The 21898-nt window shown below is 62.9% G+C and carries 18 protein-coding genes; 4 read left to right on the top strand and 14 right to left on the bottom strand.

All coding sequences use genetic code 11. From position 1 onward, the window contains the following. Positions 1 to 19 precede the first annotated feature (19 nt). The gene (locus RTH74_RS06300; RefSeq protein ID WP_099522851.1) at positions 20 to 751 is read left to right on the top strand and encodes a substrate-binding periplasmic protein; all 732 of its coding nucleotides are present in this window, start codon (positions 20 to 22) and stop codon (positions 749 to 751) included. Here RTH74_RS06300 and RTH74_RS06295 read toward each other — a convergent pair whose 3' ends face one another. The 3 genes from RTH74_RS06295 to mdtD all read right to left on the bottom strand — a co-directional run bounded on the left by RTH74_RS06295 (position 752) and on the right by mdtD (position 4985). Beyond that, the gene (locus RTH74_RS06295) at positions 752 to 1987 is read right to left on the bottom strand and encodes a diguanylate cyclase (protein WP_099522850.1); all 1236 of its coding nucleotides are present in this window, start codon (positions 1985 to 1987) and stop codon (positions 752 to 754) included. A 150-nt stretch (positions 1988 to 2137) separates the two neighbouring features. Beyond that, complete coding sequence (dbpA, locus tag RTH74_RS06290) at positions 2138 to 3514, bottom strand: ATP-dependent RNA helicase DbpA (protein WP_316914114.1); 1377 nt, start codon at positions 3512 to 3514, stop codon at positions 2138 to 2140. A gap of 49 nt (positions 3515 to 3563) precedes the next feature. Continuing rightward, a complete protein-coding gene (mdtD, locus tag RTH74_RS06285) occupies positions 3564 to 4985 on the bottom strand; it encodes a multidrug transporter subunit MdtD (protein ID WP_316914113.1) in 1422 nt (473 codons plus the stop codon). Positions 4986 to 5128: 143 nt separating this feature from the next. Here mdtD and torT point away from each other — a divergent pair, with 143 nt between their 5' ends. Continuing rightward, positions 5129 to 6148, top strand: coding sequence for a TMAO reductase system periplasmic protein TorT (gene torT, locus RTH74_RS06280; protein ID WP_316914112.1), 1020 nt, complete (start codon positions 5129 to 5131; stop codon positions 6146 to 6148). On the opposite strand, the gene betA is transcribed toward torT, so the two are convergent. Together betA and betB are read right to left on the bottom strand one after the other, a co-directional pair. Further along, on the bottom strand, positions 6137 to 7843 hold the full coding sequence (gene betA / locus RTH74_RS06275) for a choline dehydrogenase (protein WP_316914111.1): 1707 nt from the start codon (positions 7841 to 7843) through the stop codon (positions 6137 to 6139). The two genes, torT and betA, sit on opposite strands and share 12 nt — an antisense overlap. Before the next feature lie 162 nt (positions 7844 to 8005). Next, the gene (betB, locus tag RTH74_RS06270) at positions 8006 to 9478 is read right to left on the bottom strand and encodes a betaine-aldehyde dehydrogenase (RefSeq protein ID WP_316914110.1); all 1473 of its coding nucleotides are present in this window, start codon (positions 9476 to 9478) and stop codon (positions 8006 to 8008) included. 183 nt (positions 9479 to 9661) lie between these two features. Here betB and RTH74_RS06265 point away from each other — a divergent pair, with 183 nt between their 5' ends. Beyond that, complete coding sequence (locus RTH74_RS06265) at positions 9662 to 10582, top strand: hypothetical protein (protein WP_316914109.1); 921 nt, start codon at positions 9662 to 9664, stop codon at positions 10580 to 10582. 127 nt (positions 10583 to 10709) lie between these two features. On the opposite strand, the gene betI is transcribed toward RTH74_RS06265, so the two are convergent. The 6 genes from betI to RTH74_RS06235 form a co-directional block, all read right to left on the bottom strand. Beyond that, on the bottom strand, positions 10710 to 11300 hold the full coding sequence (gene betI, locus RTH74_RS06260; RefSeq protein ID WP_316914108.1) for a transcriptional regulator BetI: 591 nt from the start codon (positions 11298 to 11300) through the stop codon (positions 10710 to 10712). Positions 11301 to 11534: 234 nt separating this feature from the next. Continuing rightward, positions 11535 to 12386, bottom strand: coding sequence for a glycine betaine ABC transporter substrate-binding protein (locus RTH74_RS06255; protein ID WP_316914107.1), 852 nt, complete (start codon positions 12384 to 12386; stop codon positions 11535 to 11537). Between the two features lie 207 nt (positions 12387 to 12593). Beyond that, complete coding sequence (locus tag RTH74_RS06250; RefSeq protein ID WP_316914106.1) at positions 12594 to 13538, bottom strand: choline ABC transporter substrate-binding protein; 945 nt, start codon at positions 13536 to 13538, stop codon at positions 12594 to 12596. Positions 13539 to 13569: 31 nt separating this feature from the next. After that, complete coding sequence (locus tag RTH74_RS06245) at positions 13570 to 14454, bottom strand: ABC transporter permease (RefSeq protein WP_099522842.1); 885 nt, start codon at positions 14452 to 14454, stop codon at positions 13570 to 13572. Beyond that, entirely contained in the window at positions 14447 to 15652 is a 1206-nt protein-coding gene (locus RTH74_RS06240; RefSeq protein WP_099522841.1) for a quaternary amine ABC transporter ATP-binding protein, read from the bottom strand. The genes RTH74_RS06245 and RTH74_RS06240 overlap by 8 nt, the downstream gene beginning before the upstream one ends. A gap of 975 nt (positions 15653 to 16627) precedes the next feature. Continuing rightward, positions 16628 to 17572, bottom strand: coding sequence for an ABC transporter substrate-binding protein (locus RTH74_RS06235; protein WP_316914105.1), 945 nt, complete (start codon positions 17570 to 17572; stop codon positions 16628 to 16630). Between the two features lie 692 nt (positions 17573 to 18264). On the opposite strand from RTH74_RS06235, the gene RTH74_RS06230 reads away from it, so the two are divergent. Then, complete coding sequence (locus RTH74_RS06230; RefSeq protein ID WP_099522839.1) at positions 18265 to 19359, top strand: GlxA family transcriptional regulator; 1095 nt, start codon at positions 18265 to 18267, stop codon at positions 19357 to 19359. Between the two features lie 87 nt (positions 19360 to 19446). On the opposite strand, the gene RTH74_RS06225 is transcribed toward RTH74_RS06230, so the two are convergent. The 3 genes from RTH74_RS06225 to RTH74_RS06215 form a co-directional block, all read right to left on the bottom strand. Further along, positions 19447 to 19698 (bottom strand): hypothetical protein, encoded by a 252-nt coding sequence (locus tag RTH74_RS06225; RefSeq protein ID WP_099522838.1) that lies wholly within the window; start codon positions 19696 to 19698, stop codon positions 19447 to 19449. A 25-nt stretch (positions 19699 to 19723) separates the two neighbouring features. Next, positions 19724 to 20497, bottom strand: a complete 774-nt coding sequence (locus RTH74_RS06220; protein ID WP_099522837.1) for an electron transfer flavoprotein subunit beta — start codon at positions 20495 to 20497, stop codon at positions 19724 to 19726. A 101-nt stretch (positions 20498 to 20598) separates the two neighbouring features. Beyond that, positions 20599 to 21828 carry an electron transfer flavoprotein subunit alpha/FixB family protein gene (locus RTH74_RS06215; RefSeq protein WP_316914104.1) on the bottom strand — a complete coding sequence of 410 codons (1230 nt, stop codon included), beginning with the start codon at positions 21826 to 21828 and terminating at the stop codon, positions 20599 to 20601. Positions 21829 to 21898: the final 70 nt, after the last annotated feature.

The raw sequence follows: 21898 nt of genomic DNA, 5'->3' as shown, positions 1-21898 counted from the left end.
TTCGGATGGATCTCCACTCATGACCGTCGTGCGTGCCTGGCTATTGCTCTTGCTGCTGTCGCCGGCATCGGCCTCGGCTGAGCTTTTGCGTCTGGTGGCCGACCCCTGGCCGCCGTTCAATGATCAACGCTTGCCCGGCAAGGGGCTGGCCAGTGATCTGGTGGAGCAGGCGCTGGCCCGCGCTGGCTACACCACCAGTTATGTGGAGGTGCCCTGGGAGCGTGCTGTGTTAGGGCTCAAACGCGGGGATTACGATGTGCTGATCAACGCCTGGTATAGCGCCGATCGCACCGAGTACGGTTATTTCTCCCAGCCCTATCTGGTCAATCGCATCCGCTTCATGCAGCGCAAGGGCAGCAACATTCGCTTCGAGACCCTTGCTGACCTCTACTCGCACAGCATCGCGGTGGTCAGGGGGTATGCCTATTCCAAGGAGTTCGACAGCGACCCGCAGTTGCTCAAGGTCGGGGTCGGCAGTTTCGAGATCGCCGCGCGTATGCTGCATGCCGGGCGCGTGCAACTGGCACTGGAGGATGAGCTGGTCGCGCGCTACATGCTCGGGCGCACACTGAGCAGCATTCGTGATGAGCTGGAGTTTCTGCCACTGCCGCTGAGCGAGAACGGTCTGCATATCCTGATACGCCGTAGCCATCCACAGCATCGCGATATTGCCCGGCGTTTCGATGCGGCGATTCAATCCATGAGCGAAGACGGCAGCTATGCCGCGACATTGAAGCGCCACGGTCCCTGATCAGCTCAGTACGGTGCGGGCACGGCCCTGCTGCTTGGCGCGATACAGGCGAATGTCGGCCTCGTGCAGCAGGCTTTCTAGGTCTTCGGGTTCACCCTGGTAAAGGCCGGCGCTGAAAGATAGCGCAGGCGCACCAACGGCGTAGTGCAGGCCGGCGCACTGTCGGCGCAGTTTATCCAGTGCCTGCACCACATGCTCCGCGCCGTGCAGGGTGAGCAGGGCAAATTCCTCACCGCCCAGGCGGCCCAGCAGCATGTCGGGGAAGGCGGTGCTCATGGCTCGGGCGAACACCACCAGGGCGCTGTCGCCGCTGGCATGACCGAAGCCATCGTTGATCTGCTTGAAGTGATCGAGATCGAGCATCGCCACGCTGACCTCGCGACTTTCCCGTTGCGCCTTCTGCAGTATCTGCATGCCTTGCTCGTAGAAGGCGCGGCGGTTGTTCAGGCCGGTCAGGGCATCGAACTGCGCGGCCTTCTTCAATGCGCGCAGCAGGTCGCGTCGCTCCAGGGTCGACATCACCCGGCAATTCAGCTCTTCAGGGCAGAAGGGTTTGCGCAGGAAGTCATCGGCGCCGTGCTTGATGAACTGCGCACTGAGCGAGCCCTTGGGGTCGGCGGACACGCCGATGATGATCAGGTCATTGAGGCGCAGTTTCTGCCGCAGCAGTTTGACCAGCTCGAAACCGCTGACGCCGGGCATGGCATGGTCGAGGACCAGCAGGTCGAGGTCAGGGTGCTCGTTCAGCTGGCGCAGCGTCTCCTTGCCGTCGCTGGCTTCGATGATCTGGTAGTGGTGCGGCTCGAGAATGTGGCGAATGTAGTGGCGCTGCGCGGTGGAGTCGTCGGCGATGAGAATCTTGATGTGGCTGTTGTGATCGAGCCGGTGCAGCAGGCGGAAGGCATACTCGTAGGAGTGCTGGCTTTCCTTGAGCACGTAGTCGACCACGCCTTTCATCAGCAGATCATCACGGCGCTGCTCGTTGTAACTGCCACTGAGCACGATGCACGGCAGGTTATAGCGCATCACCAGGTCGACGCTCTCGCCGTCCGGTGCATCGGGCAGGTGCAGGTCGACGATGGCGGCGAAGAACAGCGCGGCCGAGGTTTCCAGCATCACTTCGGCTTCTGCCAGCGAGGCACAGAAGATCGGCTCCAGATCGGTTTCCTGGCGAAACAGATGTTCGAGGATCTTCAGTACCAGTGGACTGTCTTCAATGACCAGAATATTGCGCATGGGTAACTCCGGCCCAGGCCTTTTGATGCTTTATATCAGCCTAAGAGCCTGTTCGCGATCTTGCGAGCCAGAGCATCCGGCAGGAAAACGAGCGTCCGAGCTTGCTTTCAACGCAGTAGCGCCGACGCGCAGCAGGTCGTGTGCAGGCTCTTACAGTAGACGCACGCGCAGTGTTCTGCCCTTGATCTTGCCCTCAGTGAGGCGCTTGAGTGCCTGACGGGCGACATCGCGGTCGACGGCGACATAGGCCTGGTAGTCGAACAGGGCAATCTTGCCGACCTGACTACCGGGCAGCCCGGCGTCGCCGGTCAGGGCACCGAGAATATCGCCGGGGCGCAGCTTGTCCTTGCGTCCGGCGCCGATGCACAGCGTATGCATCGGCGGCAGCAACGGCTCACCCGTTGCCTTGGCCGCGGGTAATGGGTACCAGGCCAGCTCCTTGCCTTGCAGGGTTTCGATGGCCTGGGCGCGACCGGCTTCAGCGGGCGCCACCAGGCTCAGTGCCAGGCCTTTCTCGCCAGCGCGACCACTACGGCCGATACGGTGGATATGCACCTCGGCATCACGCGACAGCTCGACGTTGATCACCATTTCCAGCCCGGCGATATCCAGGCCACGCGCTGCAACGTCGGTGGCTACCAGCACGCTGAGGCTGCGGTTGGCGAACAGTGCGAGGATCTGGTCGCGATCGCGCTGTTCCAGATCGCCATGCAGGGCCGCGGCGGAAATCTTCTCGGCCTCCAGCTGTGCGGCCAGTTCGTCACACTGTTGGCGCGTGGCGCAGAAGGCCACGGTCGGTTGTTTGCGGAAATGCCGCAGCAGGGTGCTGACCGCCTCCAGGCGCTGGCTCGGCGCTATTTCGTAGAAGCGCTGCTCGATCTGCCCGTCGTCGTGCTGTGCCTCCACTTCGACCCGCTCCGGGCTACGCAAAAAACGCGCGGCAAGCTGTTCGATGGCGGGCGGGTAGGTGGCGGAGAACAGCAGGGTCTGGCGGCGCGCCGGGGTCTGCTCGATGATTTCGCTGATGCTGTCGATGAAGCCCATGTCGAGCATGCGGTCAGCTTCGTCGAGCACCAGGGTATTGAGTCCATCGACTTTCAGCGTGCCCTTGCGCAGGTGCTCCTGTACCCGCCCCGGGGTGCCGACGATTACGTGCGCACCATGCTCCAGCGAGCCGATCTGCGGTCCGAAGGGTACGCCGCCGCAGAGGGTGAGCACCTTGATGTTGTCGGCGGCGCGGGCCAGGCGGCGGAGTTCCTTGGCCACCTGATCGGCCAGTTCGCGCGTCGGGCACAGCACCATGGCCTGGCAGCCGAAGTAGCGCGGGTTGAGCGGGTGCAGCAGGCCGATGCCGAAGGCTGCGGTCTTGCCGCTGCCGGTCTTGGCCTGGGCGATCAGATCGCGCCCCTTGAGAATCAGCGGCAGGCTGGCGGCCTGAATTGGCGTCATCTCGGCATAGCCGATGGCGGCGAGGTTGGCCTGCATGGCGGCAGAAATGGGCAGGCTGGCGAAGGCGGTAGCGGTCACGGCAAGTGCTCGGGGATGGCGAAACAGGGCGGCAGTGTAGCAGGCCCGATCATTCGTCCGCTGAAACCTCGATATTGCGACCGCTGCGGCCATCTTTCGCATCCAGTTGCAGGAAGATCGCTGCCGCCAGCATCGATAGCAGGCCGACGCACAGGTAGGTGGCCTGGAACGCCTGCAACACATGCCCACTGTCGCCCAGTTCACGGCTGAAACCACTGAGCAGCGCTGCCGCCGACGCAACGCCGAGGCCCATCGCCAGTTGCACCACCACCGACAGCAGGCTGTTGCCGCTGCTGGCGTCGCGGTTGTCCAGGTCGATCAGGGTCACGGTATTCATCGCGGTGAACTGCAGTGAATTGCAGGCGCCGATCAGGCCTAGCTGGATGATCAACTGCAGCGTCGAGGTCTCGGCATCGACCAGGGCCAGACTGGCGATCAGGGCGCCGAGCAGCAGGGTGTTGCTGGTGAGGATGTTGCGGTAACCGAGGCGCTCGATCAGCGGCCTGGCCAGCGGCTTGGCCGCCATGGCCGCCAGCGCCAGGGGAATCAGACTCATGCCGGCCTGGGCCGGCGAATAGCCCATCGCCAATTGCAGCAGCAGCGGCGTGAGGAAGGGCAGCGCGCCGCTGCCGAGGCGGGCGAACAGGTTGCCGATGATGCCCACGGCGAAGCTGCGGGTGTGAAACAGCGCGGGTGAGAACAACGGGTGCTCGATGCGCCCGGCGCGCAGCCAATAGGCGGCCAGGCAGGCCATGCCGCCGAGCAACAGCAGCACCACGCGCATGGTCGGCAGGTGCAGCTCGCCGAGCCCTTCCAGCGCCACGGTGATCAGCAGCATGGCGGCGCCGAACAGCAGGAAACCGGCGGTGTCGAAGCGGCTGCGCTCAGGGCCGCGCAGGTCGGGCATGTGCCGCCATACCGCCCAACATCCGAGCAGTCCCACCGGCAGGTTGATCAGGAAGATCCAGTGCCAGCTAGCCACCTCCACCAGCCAGCCGCCTAGGCTTGGGCCGATCAGCGGGCCGAGCAGGCCGGGCAGGGTGATGAAGCTCATGATCCGCACCAACTCCGAGCGCGGATAAGCACGCAGCACCACCAGGCGTCCGACCGGCATCATCAGCGCGCCGCCCAGGCCCTGGATGACCCGTGCGCCGATCAGCATGCTGAGCGACTCCGACAGCGCGCAGAGCAGCGAACCAAGGCTGAACAGGGCGATGGCGCCGAAGAAGATGCGCCGCGTACCGAAACGGTCGGCGACCCAGCCAGAGGCCGGGATCAACAGGGCCACGGTGAGCATGTAGGCGATCACCACCGACTGCATGCGCAGTGGGTCTTCGTTGAGATCGCCCGCCATGGCTGGCAGCGCCGTATTGAGGATGGTGCCGTCCAGCGTCTGCATGAAGAAGGCGATGGCGACTATCCAGGGCAGCAGGCGGGCAGTGCGTGGGTCGAGCAGGGCGGGGTTGGTCATGCTGTTCTCATGGTTTGTGCCTTTCACTCTAGGCTGCTGGTTCAGCAGGGGCAACCGCGGCAGGCTGCGGGCAGGCGCGAGTCAATGGGAGTGCTACGCTGGGTTGACTGGCACATCGCCCCGCAAGGGCTAAGGATGGCTTCATGCGCTGGTTCTCTCTGTGGTTTTCGCTGGCCTGTCAGCCGCTGCTGGCAGCCGAGTGGTTCCCTTACCCGGTACGCGCCGATGGCCGCCTGCTGGATTACCGGCCTCTGCCGGTGGCCAGCCAGCCCTGGCGGATCTGCGCGCTACTGCCTCATGGCAAGGACCGCTACTGGTGGGGCGTGGCCTGGGGCCTGGATCAGGAGGCCAACCGTCTGGGCGTGCGCCTGGGCATCTATGAAGCTGGTGGCTACGAGCATGCCGAGGTGCAGGTGGAGCAGTTCGAGCATTGCGTGGCCGAGGGCGCCGATGCCTTCGTCGTCGCCAGCATCAACACCTATGACCTGTGCAGCGCGGCAGAAGTGCAGAGCAAGGCGGGCCGCCCGGTCATCGATCTGGTCAATCGCCTGGAGTGCCCAACGCTGAGCGCACACTCGCGGGTCGATTTCGCCGACATGGCGCGCACCACGCTCGAGTATCTGGTGCGCATCAGCGACGGTCGGCCGATTCAGGTCGGCTGGCTACCAGGCCCAGCCGATGCAGGCTGGGTGCAGGATGCCGAACGCGGTCTGCGCGATGCCTTGCCGGGAACCCGGGTGACCCTGATCCATGGCGGCTACGGCCCGGTGGATCGCAGCCGGCAGGCGCAGCTGGCGCGCGAGCTGTTCAAGCAGCATCCGCATCTCGATTATCTGATCGCCAATGCCGAGGCGGCGGCCTTCGCTGCGGAGCTGGTGCGCAACCTCGGCTCCGAGGCGCAGGTGCTGTCGCTGTACGCCACCGAGCGGGTGCTGGAGCAGATTCGCGAGGGGCAGGTGCTGGCCGCGCCCACCGATTCACCGGTGATTCAGGCTCGCATCGCGCTGGATCTGGCCGTTCGTGGCCTCCAGGGCGAAAAGCTGCCGCAACTGGTGAGCCCGCAGATCGAAATGCTCGACGCGGAGGCGCTGGATCGCTTCGACCTCGGCCGGCTGATGCCGCCCGAGGGGCACTGGATGATCCGCCAGGAGTTACCCGACTAACCTGTCGTGCTGGCTGCGCAACGGCGTGCCGCGCACCGGGCGCTCGCCAGCGACGAAGTAGGGCGCGGTGCTGCGCGGCAAGGGCTGGCGACCACGAATCCGGTCCGCGATCTTCTCCGCCATCATGATGGTGGTGGCGTTGAGGTTGCCGGTGATGATCTCCGGCATGATCGACGCATCCACCACGCGCAAGCCCTGCACGCCGTGCACGCGGCCCTGGCTATCCACGACTGCCATGTCGTCCTCACCCATCTTGCACGAGCAGGACGGATGGAAGGCGGTTTCCGCATGCTCACGAATGAAGGCATCGAGCTCGGCGTCGCTCTGCACATGCGCGCCAGGGCTGATTTCACGGCCACGGTACGGGTCCAGTGCCGGCTGCGCCATGATCTCGCGGGTGAGGCGAATGCCGTCGCGGAACTCCTGCCAGTCCTGCTCATGGCTCATGTAGTTGAACAGGATGCTTGGGTGTTGGCGCGGGTCTTTGGACTTGAGCTGGATACGCCCGCGGCTGGGCGAGCGCATCGAGCCGACGTGAGCCTGAAAGCCGTGCTCGTTGACTGCGTTGCTGCCGTTGTAGTTGATCGCCACCGGCAGGAAGTGGAACTGGATGTTGGGCCAGGCGAATTCCGGGCGGGTGCGGATGAAGCCTCCGGCCTCGAACTGGTTGCTGGCGCCGATGCCGTTGCCGGCGAACAGCCATTGAGCGCCGATGCCTGGCTGGTTGAGCAGCTTGAGCGCCGGGTACAGCGACACCGGCTGGGTGCAGGCGTACTGCAGGTACATCTCCAAGTGGTCTTGCAGGTTCTGGCCGACGCCAGGCAGTTCATGTACCAGCGCGATGTCCAGCTCACGCAGCAGTGCGGCAGGGCCGACGCCGGAGCGCTGCAGGATCTGCGGCGAGGCGATGGCACCTGCGCACAGCAGCACTTCGCGGCGGGCACGGGCGGTGATGGTGTCATTCGAATTACCGATCAGGTAACTGACGCCACTGGCGCGTTTGCCGTCGAACAGGATGCGGTCGGTGGTGGCATGGGTGACGATGGTCAGGTTGGCGCGCGCCCGTGCCTGATCCAGATAGCCCCGCGCGGTGCTGGCGCGGCGACCTTCCGGAGTCACGGTACGATCCATCGGGCCAAAGCCTTCCTGCTGGTAACCGTTGAGATCATCCGTGCGCGGATAGCCGGCCTGCACGCCAGCCTCGACCATGGCGTGGAACAGCGGGTTGTTACCGGCCTTGGGCGTGGTCACGCTCACCGGGCCATCACCGCCGTGGTAGTCGTTGGGACCGATGTCGCGGGTTTCCGCCTTGCGGAAGTACGGCAGGCAGTCCAGATAGGTCCAGTCTTCCAGGCCTTTGGCCGTAGCCCAGTTGTCGAAATCCAGCGCGTTACCGCGGATGTAGCACATACCGTTGATCAAAGATGAGCCGCCCAGGCCCTTGCCGCGCCCGCACTCCATGCGGCGGTTGTTCATGTACGGCTCGGGTTCGGTCTCGTAGGCCCAGTTGTAGCGTCGGCCCTGCAGCGGGAAGGCCAGGGCGGCCGGCATCTGAGTGCGGAAGTCGAGGCGGTAATCGGGGCCGCCAGCTTCCAGCAGCAGCACGCTGACACCCTCGTCTTCGGTCAGACGGGTGGCCAGGACGTTACCGGCCGAGCCGGCGCCGATGATGATGTAGTCGAATTCCTGGGTCATGCTTCCTCCTGTTGCCCGGCTGCGAACCGGGAAAACCTGGATGAATGTCCCCGGATGGCATCCGGGCTGCGGGGGCGGCGATTCTTTGTAGGAGCGGATTCATCCGCGATGTCTTTCGCGGCTGAAGCGGTGCGCCGCCCGGCCGCTCCCACAGAACGGTGTTCAGAACACTGACGCGTAATCGCCCATTTCCAACTGCACCGACTTGATGCGGGTGTAGTGGCCGAGGGTGACCAGGCCGTTCTCGCGGCCGACGCCGGACTGCTTGTAGCCGCCCACCGGCATCTCGGCCGGCGACTCGCCCCAGGTGTTGATCCAGCAGATGCCGGCTTCCAGCTTGTGGATCACCCGATGCGCGCGGTTCAGATCGCGCGTCACCACGCCGGCAGCCAGGCCGTAGTCGGTGTCGTTGGCGCGGCGGATCACTTCCTCTTCACTGTCGTAGATGAGGATGCTCATCACCGGGCCGAAGATTTCCTCGCGCACGATGGTCATGTCGTCGCGGCAGTCGGTGAACACGGTCGGCGCCACGTAGGCGCCCTTGGCGTAGTCGCCATCGCTGACGCGTGAACCGCCGATCAGCAGGCGCGCGCCTTGTTTGCGGCCTTGCTCGATGTAGCCGAGCACGCTTTCCATGTGCGCGTAGCTCACCAGCGGGCCGAAGTTGGTGGTGTCGCTGAGTGGATCGCCGAGGCGGATGCGCTTGACCCGCTCCAGCACCTTGGCCTCGAAGCGCGCTTGCAGCATGCGCGGTACGAACACGCGGGTGCCGTTGGTGCACACCTGGCCGGAGCTGTAGAAGTTGGCCATCACCGCGATGTCGGCGGCGCGGTCCAGGTCGGCGTCCTCGAACACGATCAGCGGCGACTTGCCGCCCAGCTCCATGGTCACTTCCTTGAGGCTGGAGCTGGATGCGCTGGCCATCACTTTCTTGCCGGTGACGGTGCCGCCGGTGAAGGAAATCTTCTCGATACCCGGATGCTCGGTCAGCCACTGGCCCACTTCGCGACCGCTGCCGGTGAGCACGTTGAACACGCCGTCGGGCAGGCCGGCTTCGGTGTAGATCTCGGCCAGTTTCAGTGCGGTCAGCGAGGTGACTTCGCTGGGCTTGAAGATCATCGCGTTACCGGCGGCGAGGGCCGGAGCGGACTTCCACAGGGCGATCTGGATCGGGTAGTTCCAGGCACCGATGCCGGCGACCACGCCCAGCGGTTCGCGACGGGTGTAGACGAAAGAGGTCTCGCGCAGCGGGATCTGCTCGCCTTCGATGGCCGGGATCAGGCCAGCGTAGTACTCCAGCACGTCGGCGCCGGTAACGATATCGACGTAGCGGGTTTCCGACAGTGGCTTGCCGGTGTCGAGGGTTTCCAGCTCGGCCAGCTCGTCGTTGCGCTCACGCAGGATGTCCACGGCCTTGCGCAGGACGCGCGAGCGCTGCATGGCGGTCATCGCTGCCCACACCTTCTGCCCTTCGGTGGCACTGGCCACGGCACGGTCGACGTCGGCCTGGCTGGCGCGCTGCACCTTGGCCAGCACCTCACCGGTGGCCGGGTTGATGCTGTCGAAGGTTTCTCCGCTGCTGGCGGCGACGTACTGGCCACCGATGTAGAGCTGCTGTTCGGCGAAACGGGGCATGGGCTGTCCTCTGCACTTGGCAATCTGCTATGAGAACAGCCTATTTTATTTAAGTTGAACGATCAATCAACAAAAACGACAGCGCGCAGCCAAACGCGACATGGCGTCGACTTGGGATAATCCCGAGCGCGGGACGTCACTGCCTGAGCACAAGCTTAGAGATTAAAACGATAGGAGGAGTAGATGCAGATTCAGTCGCTGTACCGAGATATCAGGGAGCACCGTGAGCTGTTTATCAAGGCGCCGCTAGCAAGGGCTTGGGCTCATCGTGAGTATCGCCAGGGCATTGGCTGCATGCTGGGCTTGCTGTTACTTATGCCGCTCTTTGGCCTAGCCGACGTGCTCTACGAGCAGCCATTCGTGACGTTGCTTACTGTCCTGCCTCTCCTGTTGATGGCCGTTCGTTGTCGGGGCATAAGCGACCGTGAGCAGGTGTTGTTGATCGAGGAGACGTTTGGCGTGTTACCCGATACCGAGGTGGGTGATCGTGGCAGCCTGGGAGCTTGGGAGAGGTACTGGTTTTGTCAACGGTATAGGAGCCAGCCCAGCGGGCTGGCGTCTCTAGCCTTCGAGATGGAGCAGGATTGGTCGGATTGGCAGCGCATTCGGAGCAGGGCAGGCGATCTCGACGCCAATGAGCTGCTCGACTTCTTCTTTGGCCGGATGGATAGCAATCGCCTGACTGCGTTGCTCGCTATCCTACTGACGATCATCTGCACGCTGGTCGTTACGTATGGCGAGGGGGCTCAGGCGTACTTCGAGCTGTTCGCTGTATTGCAAGACAGAGGCTGGCAACTGCTATTGCTTCTCGCCTGGCTGTGCATGTTGTTAGGTCTGCTCAGACTCATGTTCAGGGACATGCTTCGTGGTCTCGGCACGATGCTATTCGAGCAGTGGGGCAGCTATGGCATCAGTGATCGCGGTGTGTATCGCTACCTGCGTCAGATGATCTGGGTGGGCGGTATTGAGGGGCAGGACGCGGCGCGTTCCAATTCAAGCTCGCGCCATTTGCAATCGCTGCTCGACCTGGCCTACATGCCCATCGGGCAACTGCTGCGAAGATTAATTCGTCTGCGGTTTCCGGGCGTAGCTGGTAGGAGCTAATCAGCCTTGACCAGTCAGGGCGGATGCAACCCGCCATCTTGGGCGGTGGGTTGCATCCGCCCTACGCTACTGAGCTTTGCTCCGCCCGTAGGGTGGGCTTCAGCCCACATGGGCAGGATGGATTGCCTTACAGGGCTTTGCCCAGCTGCAGGTCGAGGTAGTCGTAGGCGATGCGGCGCGCCTGTTCGGTGTCGAAGGCCTCGCCGGACAGCGCGCCACGCAGCCAAAGACCGTCGATCAGCGAAGCCAGGCCGCGGGCGGCGAAGCGCGCCTGATCCTGCGGCAACGCGCGATGGAACTGGCCACACAGGTTGGAGTAGAGGCGGTGATCGTTGACCCGCTGCAACCGGCGCAGGGCCGGCTGGTGCATGCTGCTGGCCCAGAACGCCAGCCAGGTCTTCATCGCCGGGCCGCTGACCTGGCTTTCATCGAAGTTGCCATCGATCATCGCCTTCAGGTGTGCTCGCGGGCTGTCCTCGCGCAATGCGCGACGGCGTTCCCCGACTGCATTGCTGAGCGCCTGCATCAAATGGCGCATGGTCGCTTCGAGCAGGCCGTTCTTGTCGTTGAAGTAGTGGCTGATGATGCCGTTCGACACCCCCGCCAGACGGGCGATATAGGCGATGCTGGCATCGGCCATGCCTACCTGATCGACCGCTTCCAGGGTGGCGGCGATCAGCTGCGAACGACGAATGGGCTGCATGCCGACCTTGGGCATGGGGATCTCCAGCGGGTGAAGTTGGGCCGGAGTCTAGGCGGATTTTGATCGTTCGATCAATCAAGCGAGGTGGGGGAGCGGGGGCGGGGCACCGATTCCGCAGGCTGTCACGGGGCGACCTTGGCCGTGCACACCGCCTTATCATCGGTGCCTGCGGTGCACACGCGACCTTGCAACATCCTACGGAAACGACAAAGCGGGCCGAAGCCCGCTTTGTGATGCGACAGGGGAGGCTTACTTCAGCCACTCCGCAACGCGGTCCGGGTTCTTGGCGATCCAGTCCTTGGCGGCCTGGTCAGGCTTGGCGCCTTCGCGGATGGCCAGCATGACTGCACCGACTTCTTCGCCGCTCCAGGAAATCTTGCTCAGGAAAGCAGCAGCGTCGGCGGCCTTGCCCTTCAGTTCCGGGTTGGCCACGGTGTCGACACGCTCGTCGTCGCCGAAGACTTTCTTCGGATCTTCAAGGAAGCGCAGTTTCCACTTGGCGAACATCCAGTGCGGAATCCAGCCGGTGACCACGATCGGCTTCTGCGCCTTCTCGGCACGGGTCAGGGCGGTGGCCATGGCCGGGCCCGAGCTCGGCATCAGCTTGATGCTGGCCAGGTTGTATTCCTTGATGGCGTCTTCGGTGCGGCGCATCACGCCGGCACCGGCGTCGATACCGGTGATCTTGCCGTCGAAGTCCTTGGAATATTTTTCCAGGTCTTCGATGGTCTTGGCTTGTACGTAGTCCGGCACGATCAGGCCGATCTTGGCGCCGGAGTAGTTGGTGCCGAGGATTTCCACCTTGTCCTTGAGCTTGTCGTAGTACTCGCCGTGGGTAGCCGGCAGCCAGGCGGAGAGGGTGGCATCGAGGTCGCCACGGGCCACGCCCTGCCACATGATGGCGGGTTCGACCGGTTTCAGTTCGACGCTGTAGCCGAGTTTGCTTTGCAGGATTTCACCGGCGACATGGGTGACGGCGACGCTGTCGTCCCAGCCGTTGACGTAGCCGATCTTCAGGGTGGGTTTGTCGGCGGCCAGGGCGCTGCCCATGCCGATGGCCAGGGCGGCAGCGCCGAGGCAGAGGTGTTTGAGTACGCGCATGTTGTTGTGCTCCATCAGTGAGTGGCAGTTGCAAAATCGTTGACTGGCTCGTTCTCATTGCGGGCCTTGCGAATCCGTGTTGCGCAACAGATTGCCGGTTCGCGGGCAAAGTCTCCCCGTCACAGCCAGAAATCAGCCGCTAGTGGTTTGCGAGGAGATTTTCAGGCTCGAACCCTGAGGTTCGAGCCTGAATCGGGTCGTGGCCTGTTACAGCCCGACGTGTTTCTTCACGGCGGCAACGCCGTCCTGACCGTCAAAGGTGGTCACGCCGTTCAGCCACTGGTCGAGGATCGCCGGGTTGGCCTTGATCCACTCCTTGGCGACTGTCTGCGGGTTTTCCTTCTCCAGTACCTTTTCCATCAGTTGGCTTTCGATATCGACGGTGAACTGCAGGTTGTTCAGCAGTTTGCCGACGTTCTCGCAGCGCGCTTCGTAATCCGGTGGTACCACGGTGTAGACCTTGGCCGCGCCGTAGTCGGGGCCGAACACGTCGTCACCGCCGGACAGGTAGGTGATGTCGTGCTGGGTGTTCATCGGGTGCGGCGCCCAGCCGAGGAAGACCACCGGCTCTTTCTTCTTGATGGCGCGCGATACCTGCACCAGCATCCCGGCTTCGCTGGACTCGACCATGCGGAAGTCGCCGAGGTCGAACTGGTTGTTCTTGATCATGCCATCGATCAGCAGATTGCCGTCGTTACCCGGCTCGATGCCGTAGATCTTGCCGCCCAGTTGATCCTTGAACTTGGCGATGTCCTGGAAGCTCTTCAGGCCAGCCTCGGCTGCGTAGGTCGGCACGGCCAGGGTGTACTTGGCGCCTTCGAGGTTGGCCTTGGGCAGCACCTTGACGCCGTCATCCTTGAGGAAGGGCTCGATCACCGAGTCCATCGACGGCGCCCAGTAGCCGAGGAAGACATCGACCTGGCCGCTCTTCACGCCAGTGAAGGCGATAGGCACCGAGGCCATGATCTTGCGTGGCTGATAACCCAGACCTTCGGCCAGGGTCATGGCCACACCGGTGGTGGCGGCGATGTCGGCCCAGCCAATTTCGGCGAAACGTACCTGCTTGCAGCTCGCCGGTTCAGCGGCCATGGCGCCCTGCATCAGTGCGCAGGACAACAAGCCGATGACGGCGGTGGTCTTGATCGTTTTCATCTGCGGTTCCCTGTGAAGTGAAAAAAACGTATTAGCTGGACTGGCGCTGCAGTTTGCCACTGAACCAGGCGAATAGGCCGCGTTTGGCGGTCTGCGGCGTGCCGAAGCTTTCGGTGATGCGGTCGAGGATGATCGCCAGCAGCACCACGGCCATGCCGCTCTCGAAGCCTAGACCGATGTCCAGTCGCTGGATACTTGCCAATACATCGTTACCCAGGCCACCGGCGCCGACCATCGAGGCGATGATCACCATCGACAGGGCCATCATGATGGTCTGGTTGACCCCGGCCATGATCGACGGCATGGCATTGGGCAGTTGCACCTTGAACAGCAACTGGCGGCTGGTGCAGCCGAAGGATTGGCCAGCTTCGACGATTTCCTTGTTCACCTGGCGGATACCCAGGCTGGTCAGGCGCACGGCTGGCGGCATGGCGAAGATCACCGTGGCAATGATGCCTGGCACGCGACCGAGGCCGAAGAGCATGGCAGCCGGGATCAGGTAGACGAACGCCGGCATGGTCTGCATGAAGTCGAGAATCGGCCGGATGATGGTCGCCACGCGCTCGCTCTTGGCAGCCCAGATGCCCAGTGGGATACCCAGCAGCAGGCTAATCAGGGTGGCAGAGAAGGTCAGGCCGAGGGTGACCACGGTCTGATCCCAGAAACCGGTCATGACGATCAGGATGAAGGCCACGGCGGTGAAGATCGCGAAGCGTGCGCCGATGCGCCACAGGCCGAGAGCGACGAAGATGGCGATCAGCAGCCAGGCTGGCGGCAGCATCAGCACCTTCTCGATGGCCTCGGAGAAGCCGGCGACCACGCTGCCAATGCTGTCGAAGGCGCCGCTGTAGTTGTCCAGCAGGTGCTGGACGACGTCGTTGACCCAGCTACCCAGGTCGAGTTTCTTGTCACTCATTGGATTCCCCCTGCAGTCGGGTCAGCAGACGGCCCTTGCTGATGGCGCCGCAGTAATGGCCGTCGGCGTCTACCACCGGGATCGGACCTTCGTTGTCCACCAGGCGGGTGATCACATCTTCCAGCGGCATGTCTTCGGGCACCGGCACGACCTGCTTGAGCGCATCCGCTTCGAGTGGTCGGGGTTCGTCGCCGTCGACCATCAGGGCGATCTTCTCCAGGCTGATGGAACCCTGGAAGTTGTTCTGTTCGTCGACGATGAAGGCGTAGTGCTTGTCCAGCGCCTGCAGCTCCTTGCAGATCTTCGCCGCGTCCGGCGCGCTGCCGTTGTAGACGTAGGTCGGCACGCTGTCGGCCTTGAGCTGGCCGGCGGTGAGGTAGCGGCTGGTGTCGACGGTGTCGAAGAAGTTACGCACGTATTCGTTGGCCGGCTTCTCGATCAGTTCCTGCGGGGTGCCGACCTGGATCAGCTTGCCGCCTTCCATGATGCCGATGCGGGTACCGATGCGCATGGCCTCTTCGATATCGTGGGAGACGAAGATGATGGTGCGGCGATGGGTCTTCTGCAGCTCCAGCAGTACGTCCTGCATTTCGCGGCGCTTGAGCGGGTCGAGGGCGGAGAAGGCCTCGTCCATGATGATCATCGACGGGTTGACCGTCAGTGCACGGGCCAGGCCGACGCGTTGCTGCATGCCGCCGGAGAGTTCGTGCGGGTACTTGTGGGCGAAGGTGTCCAGGCCGACCTGCTTGAGCACTTCCATGGCGCGCTTCTCGCGCTCCTTGCGGCCGGTGCCGGCCACTTCCAGGCCGAAGGCGGCGTTGTCCAGCACGCTGCGCGAAGGCATCAGGGCGAAGGACTGGAAGACCATGCTCATGTCGCGGCGGCGCAGGTCGATCAGTTGCGACTGCGGCAGCTTGGCCACGTTCTGGCCATCGATGTAGACGTCACCGCCGCTGGGCTCGACTAGGCGGTTGATCAGACGGATCAGGGTGGATTTGCCAGAACCGGACAGGCCCATGAGCACGAAGATTTCGCCCTCTTCGACACTGAACGACACATCGCTGACGCCGATCACGGCGCCTTTCTCGGCCAGAATCCTCTCCTTGCTCCAGCCTTCCTTGAGCAGGTCGATGGCTTCTTGTGGGTTAGGGCCGAAAACCTTGTACAGGTGTTCGACCACGATCTTTCCAGACTGCATGGGACGTTTCCCCTTCAATCGGCATCCAGTTCACGCTGGCACGGCTGGGTACGCATCGTCGAAGCGTAGAACAGCGGTGTCAGGCTTCTGATACCTGTTTGGGTGTTTGCTGGGTTTCGGGGCTGGCGAGCGCTTCGCTGCGGGCGTCGGATGTGGCGCTCGGGCACGCTGCAGCGGACGCGGCTGGTGGCAGAAACTGCCCACTGCGTCGTTGCAACCTGTTGATGAGTGACCACTGTCTTGCCGTGCTGCAAACCGCTTTCCAAACCCTCTGGCAGTGTTTCGAAGCCCATTCCTTTGGGGTTTCATGCGTCGTCCTGGCGCATGCGTACATCCGAAATTTCTTGTTGGGCTGGCGCCCTATCGATGGTGGGCCAGCGCTTATCTGTTCTTCGGTCCGGGGCGGTGGGCCCCAGTCTGCCGGTCCCCTCGGGAGGCGGCAGCGACGTCATCGGCTGACTCAACGATATAGTCTTGGGGTCTGCGCAATTATCGGTTTGCGACCCTGACGTGTTGGGCGACGACATGGCCCGTCACACCCCGTGTTTTTCCATGTTTTCGCCGTTTTTCGGGCTCCTGAAAGCACTGCGTGATGCCGTTTTGAATAGCGCTCGATGTGAGCATCGAGAAGCGCTTTCGAGAACGTACTTTAAAAACCTTAACAGACTTTTTCGTCCCTTGGCCAAGGCTGAAAGCCGCGCCGGTGCTGGTTTTCAGACCTTTAAGCGAGGCGCAGGCGGCGTAGCGCGGGGGCTGTGGCGATGTTGAAAAAAATTTACAGTCAGAGGTGGAGGCGTGCCGAAAAGCGTTGAAAAATCCAAAGTCGGCGCAATGTGACCGATCGGTCATAGCCGGCCAGGCTTGCGAGCCTGGCCGTGATTCTCGACACGACAAGGGAAATCCCTTTCGAGCCATGAAGTGTTCTCTGCTTTCTGCCATTTTTATTGATTTTTCTCGGCTATTTCGTCGAATTTATCAGTCATTTTTCGCTAGCGATACGTCGAATACCTTGCTGATGGGGCCGCCTTGATAGCGAGTCACACCTTCCAGCCAGGACGCAACCATCTGCGGGTTGTCTTCGATCCACTGCTTGGCCACGCGGCGGCGATTGGTATTGCCTTCCAGCACGGCGCTCATCAAATGGTTTTCTGCAGCGATGGTGAAGGTGATGTTGCGAAACAGCTTGGCTAGATTGGGACACTGCTGGCTGAAGCCGCCGCGTGCCACCGTGTTGACCTGCGCTGCACCGTAATTGGGGCCGAAATAATCATCGCCACCGGCCAGATAGCTCATCTTCAGACGCTCGTTCATCGGGTGCGGTTCCCAGCCCAGAAAAACTGCCCATTTGCCCAGGCGCTGAGCGCGTTCGACGTGGTTGAGCATGCCGCTTTCGCTGGATTCCACCAGGGTGAATCCCTGCAAGCCGAATACGTTGTCGCGGATCATGCCTTTGACCATCTCGTTGCCTTCGTTGCCGGGCTCGATGCCGAAGATCTGCCCGCTGAGCTCGTCCTTGAAACGATGGATGTCGGCGAAGTCCTTGAGCCCCGCTTCATAACCTGGTGCCAGCACTGCCAGGGTGTAGCGCACCGTGGGCAGGTTGGTGTGCAGTTTTTCGATCTTGCCGCTGTCCAGGTGCGGCTGTACCTGCTCGCTCTGTGCCGGCATCCAGTTGCCAAGGAACACGTCCAACTGGCCTTCGGACAATCCACGATAGGTGTCTGGCAGCGACATGCGGCGGATCTGCGTGCGATAGCCGATCTCGCCCAGTATCAGGCGAGCCACGGCGGTGGTCATGGTGATGTCAGTCCAGCCTACATCGCTGAGGCGTACCAGCTCGCAGCGCTCGGATTCTGCGGCGTACAAGGTGGTGGAGGAGGTGAGGGCGATCACGAGCAGCCAGCGAGCAAATCTGTTCACGGGGTGTGCCTCTGTTCGGGCGGCTGAAGCCGCTGGAAGATTCCTGGGGCGGACGATTGGCTATTTCACAGCAAGAGGTGGGCCGCCCTCTGGGCGAGAAGCGACACTGGCATGCCGAGAAAAGACCTTGATACGGCTGCTCGCTGCGGCGCGATTGAATATGTACGAGTCGGTTGGAGATCTGGACGTGCTGACGAAAGTTGGATCATCGCGAACCTGTTGCGGATTCGTCAGGTCGCTTGTCTCTATCAGGTCTGGCGGCTGGCACTTTGGCGAGAGTTGACCTGTGCTGGTGCAGTGATTCCGGCTAGGCCACCGCTTCGCGAGATTTTGGTGCGACGAGTGCGGTCATCGACTCCATCGGTCGTGACCGATCGGTCGCTGCTGTTACCGTCCGTCCGTTACTGGTAATCAGGGAAGCCGTAGCAGGCCACTCAATCCGTGCTACCGAAATGCTCAAAGCCTTGTGGCAAGAGGCTTTGAGAGCGTTTCGCAAGCTCTTGGATTCGCGTCAAGAAGCCCGTCTGGCGCGCCACGCATGGAAGGCTCTGTTTTTATTGAACGCTTGATCAATTTAGGCATGACCTTTGCGTAGAGATGCATAGCCACCGGGTTTTCAGGCCTGGCCAGGATATAACAGAGGCCCACTTCAATTGGGCTCACACCGTGCTTAGCGTGAGAGGGTTCCATCAATGTCGCAGTTCAGCCAAGGGGCGCATCCCCAGAACCGTGTCGCCCAGTCCATCGGCTTCCTGCTCCTGGACAACTTCACCCTGATTTCTCTCGCTTCGGCGGTAGAGCCCCTGCGCATGGCCAACCAGCTTTCCGGCAAGGAACTGTTTCGCTGGCACACCCTGACTCATGATGGTTTGCCGGTCTGCGCCAGCGATGGCTTGCAGATCACCCCGGACGCGGCCATGCAAAGTGCGCCGGCGCTGGATGCGGTGATCGTCTGTGGTGGCGTGGATATTCAACACAGCGTCAAGCGTGAACATGTCAGCTGGCTGCAACTGCAGGCGCGCCAGGGGCGCCTGCTCGGTGCTGTGTGCACCGGCAGCTGGGCGCTGGCTAAGGCCGGTCTGCTCGACGGCTACGATTGCAGCGTGCATTGGGAGTGCCTGGCCTCGATGCAGGAAGCCTTCCCGCGTGCGGCCATCACCACTCGCCTGTTTTCCATCGACCGCAATCGCCACACTTCCTCTGGCGGTACCGCGCCGATGGACATGATGCTGCATCTGATCGGCCAGCAGCATGGCCGCGAACTGGCAGCCGGCATCTCCGAAATGTTCATCTACGAACGTATTCGTAACGAGCAGGATCACCAGCGTGTACCGCTCAAGCACATGCTTGGCAGCAACCAGCCGAAGTTGCAGGAAATTGTCGCACTGATGGAGGCGAATCTTGAGGAGCCGATCGATCTCGACGAGCTGGCCTGCTTCGTCGACATCTCCCGTCGTCAACTCGAGCGCCTGTTCCAGAAGTATCTGCACTGCTCGCCGTCGCGTTACTACCTCAAGCTGCGCCTGATCCGTGCGCGCCAGTTGCTCAAGCAGACCAGCATGTCGATCATCGAAGTGGCCTCGGTTTGCGGTTTCGTATCCACCCCGCATTTCTCCAAGTGCTACCGAGAGTACTTCGGTATTCCGCCACGCGACGAGCGCGCTGGTCAGCAGGGCAACAACCTAGTGGTGCTGTTGCCGATCCCTGAGCAGCAAGCTCATTCCGGTGCCATGTTGGCGCTCAACCGTGCCCAGGGTGAGTCGACTTTCGCCAGCGTACGTATCTGACGCGAGCTGCAATGAAAACGGGGCGCCAGCGGCGCCCCGTTTTCATTGTGTCGTTGCTGTAGGGTGCGCCATGCGCACCGAGGAATATCAGGCCGGCTTGGGCACCAGCGCTGGCAGTAGGTGCTTGCTGATGGCTTCGCGTACGTTGGGCAGCAGGGTGGCGCTGCCGCCGAGCAACTCCTCCACCAGATGACGCAAGGCCACGGCGCGCTCGGCGCTGAGGCCGCTGACGGCCAGCTCGCAAGCCTGCTCGGGCGTGACGCCTGCTGGAATGCTCAGGCCCAACGCGATCAGGCGTTCGCGGAAGTCTTCCTGGTCGATCAGATCGGCATGCATCATGGTCGTGGCTCCTTGGCTTGGGGCGTCAACGCAGGACGCCCTCTTCGATCAACAGCTTGAAGATAGCCTCTGCTCCTTCTTGTGGCGAGACATCCTTGAGGATCTGGCCGCCCCCACCACTGGCTTTGGCCGTGGCTGCCTTCATCCGTTCCGCGCCGGTCTTGGCCTTGATCACCTTGAGACGCTTGGGCCGCGGCTTGGCCGGCTGCAGGCTAGCCTCGGCCAGCAGCGTGTCATCCACCACCGTCACTTCATGTGCTTCGATCTGTCCGCGTCGTGCCGGGCCAAAGGCGCTCTGGCGAGCAACGGGTGCGGCGTTGTCGACGCTGGCCACGCACGGCAAGCGCACTTTGAGGCGACGCCGCTGGCCACGTGGCAGTGCTTGCAGCACCTGGGCCACGCCGTTCTCGACCTTCTCCACTTCGGCCAGGCCGACCACCATCGGCCATCCCAGCCGCTCGGCGAGCAGGAACGGCAGCATGCCCGAGCCTTCGCCGGTTTCCGCCTGGCTGCCGGTGAGCACGAGCTGCGTGCGGCTGCCTTGCAGGTAGTCGACCAGCAGCGGCAAGGCGTCGGCGCCTTCGGGTTGCTCCAGTACGTCGAGCTGTTCCAATCCCATGCCCAGGTAGCCGCGCAGGGCTTCGGCCTGGGGATCGCCAGCGTGCAACAGCTGCAGATTCTGTCCGGCAAGACGCAGGCCGAGCTCCACCGCGCGCGCGTCCTGCTCGGCACGCCGTGGGCGAGCGGAGGTCGGGTGAGCGCCGACCGAGACCAGGGCGACGATATTCAGGTCAGTCATGGTGGCAACCTCGAACCGTTGTAGCGGCATTAGCCGCGATCTGGCCATGCACGCATTCTGTCGCGGCTGAAGCCCCTCCCAAGAGGGAGCATTCGTGAGAGTCAGGCAGCATCACGTTTTCCTTCCTGGCGCCAGGCCGCGACGCGCTCCATCAGCGCTGCGAGGATCGCTGCCGAGTCACCGATCACCGAGAGGTCGGCACGTTTGATCATGTCGCAGCCGGGGTCCATGTTCACTGCTACCACCTTGTCGCAGGCACCGATGCCCTGCAGGTGCTGGATGGCGCCGGAAATACCGACAGCCAGGTAGACGCGAGCGGTGACCCAGGTGCCGGTGGCGCCGACCTGACGGTTGCGCGGCATGAAGCCATCGTCGACCGCCACGCGCGAGGCACCTTCGGTGGCGCCCAGGGCAATGGCGGCCTGATGGAACAGCTTCCAGTCCTTCACGCCGTTGCCGCCGGAGAGGATGAATTCGGCCTCGGCCATGGGAATCTGTGCAGGGTCTACGGCCACCGGGCCGAGATCTTCGACGCGCGGCAGGCTGTGCGCGACTTTTTCGGCCAGCTCCAGCAAGCGGACTTCATGGCGGGTGTCGCTGACCGGCTTGGCGCATTCGGCGGCGGCCAGGATCAACCGTGGCAGCGCGCGCTGGATATCCTGCTGGCCACTGCCGGCACGGCCGATGGCCTGCTCGCCGGCGACCTGCCAGACGCGCGTGGCCGGGCGCTCACCGAGCTTGGCGGCCAGGCGTCGGCCCAGTTCGCCGCCGCCGGTGCGGCTGTCGGGCAGCAGCCAATGGCGTGGCGCCAATTGGCTCTCCACGGCGCTCAGCGCCAGTACGCGGGCTTCTGGGGCGTAGCCGTCGAAGGCATCGCCCTGGACGCGCAGCAGGCGGTCGACGCCGGCCGTGTCGAAAGCGCTTTCCTTGTCTTCACCGAAGATCACGGCGACTACGGCACCGCTATCGCCGGCCAGCTCGCGTGCCAGACCGATCAGATCCTTGTCATGGCTGGACAGACGGCCTCCGACCATGTCCGGCACCACGCAAATGTGGAAGGCTGGTTGTTCGATAATGTGCAGCGGTAGTTGCACCTCGACGCTGGCGTTGCTGCGTTTGCCGACAGTGCCCTGCTGGGCGCCGCTGCGGTCGATGCGCTTGAGCCCGGCCGGGCCGAAGAAACCGGCGGCAATGACGTGCGGGTTCTTGCGGATGATGCCATTGGGCCCCATCCAGCTGGTTTCGGCCTTCTGCATCGAGGCATGCAGTGGATGCAGGCGGTTACGGGCGATCCACTCGGCGCGTGGGTCGCGGCGGATGATGTCGCTCATTGCAGGGCCTCCAGGCTGTGCGTAGGGCGGGTGTAACCCGCCGGACAGATGCTGGCGGGTTGCACCCGCC

Origin of the sequence: Pseudomonas sp. zfem001 (assembly GCF_032621725.1) — a bacterium.
GTDB lineage: Bacteria > Pseudomonadota > Gammaproteobacteria > Pseudomonadales > Pseudomonadaceae > Aquipseudomonas > Aquipseudomonas sediminis.
This window is presented reverse-complemented; position numbering and strand designations above follow the sequence as displayed.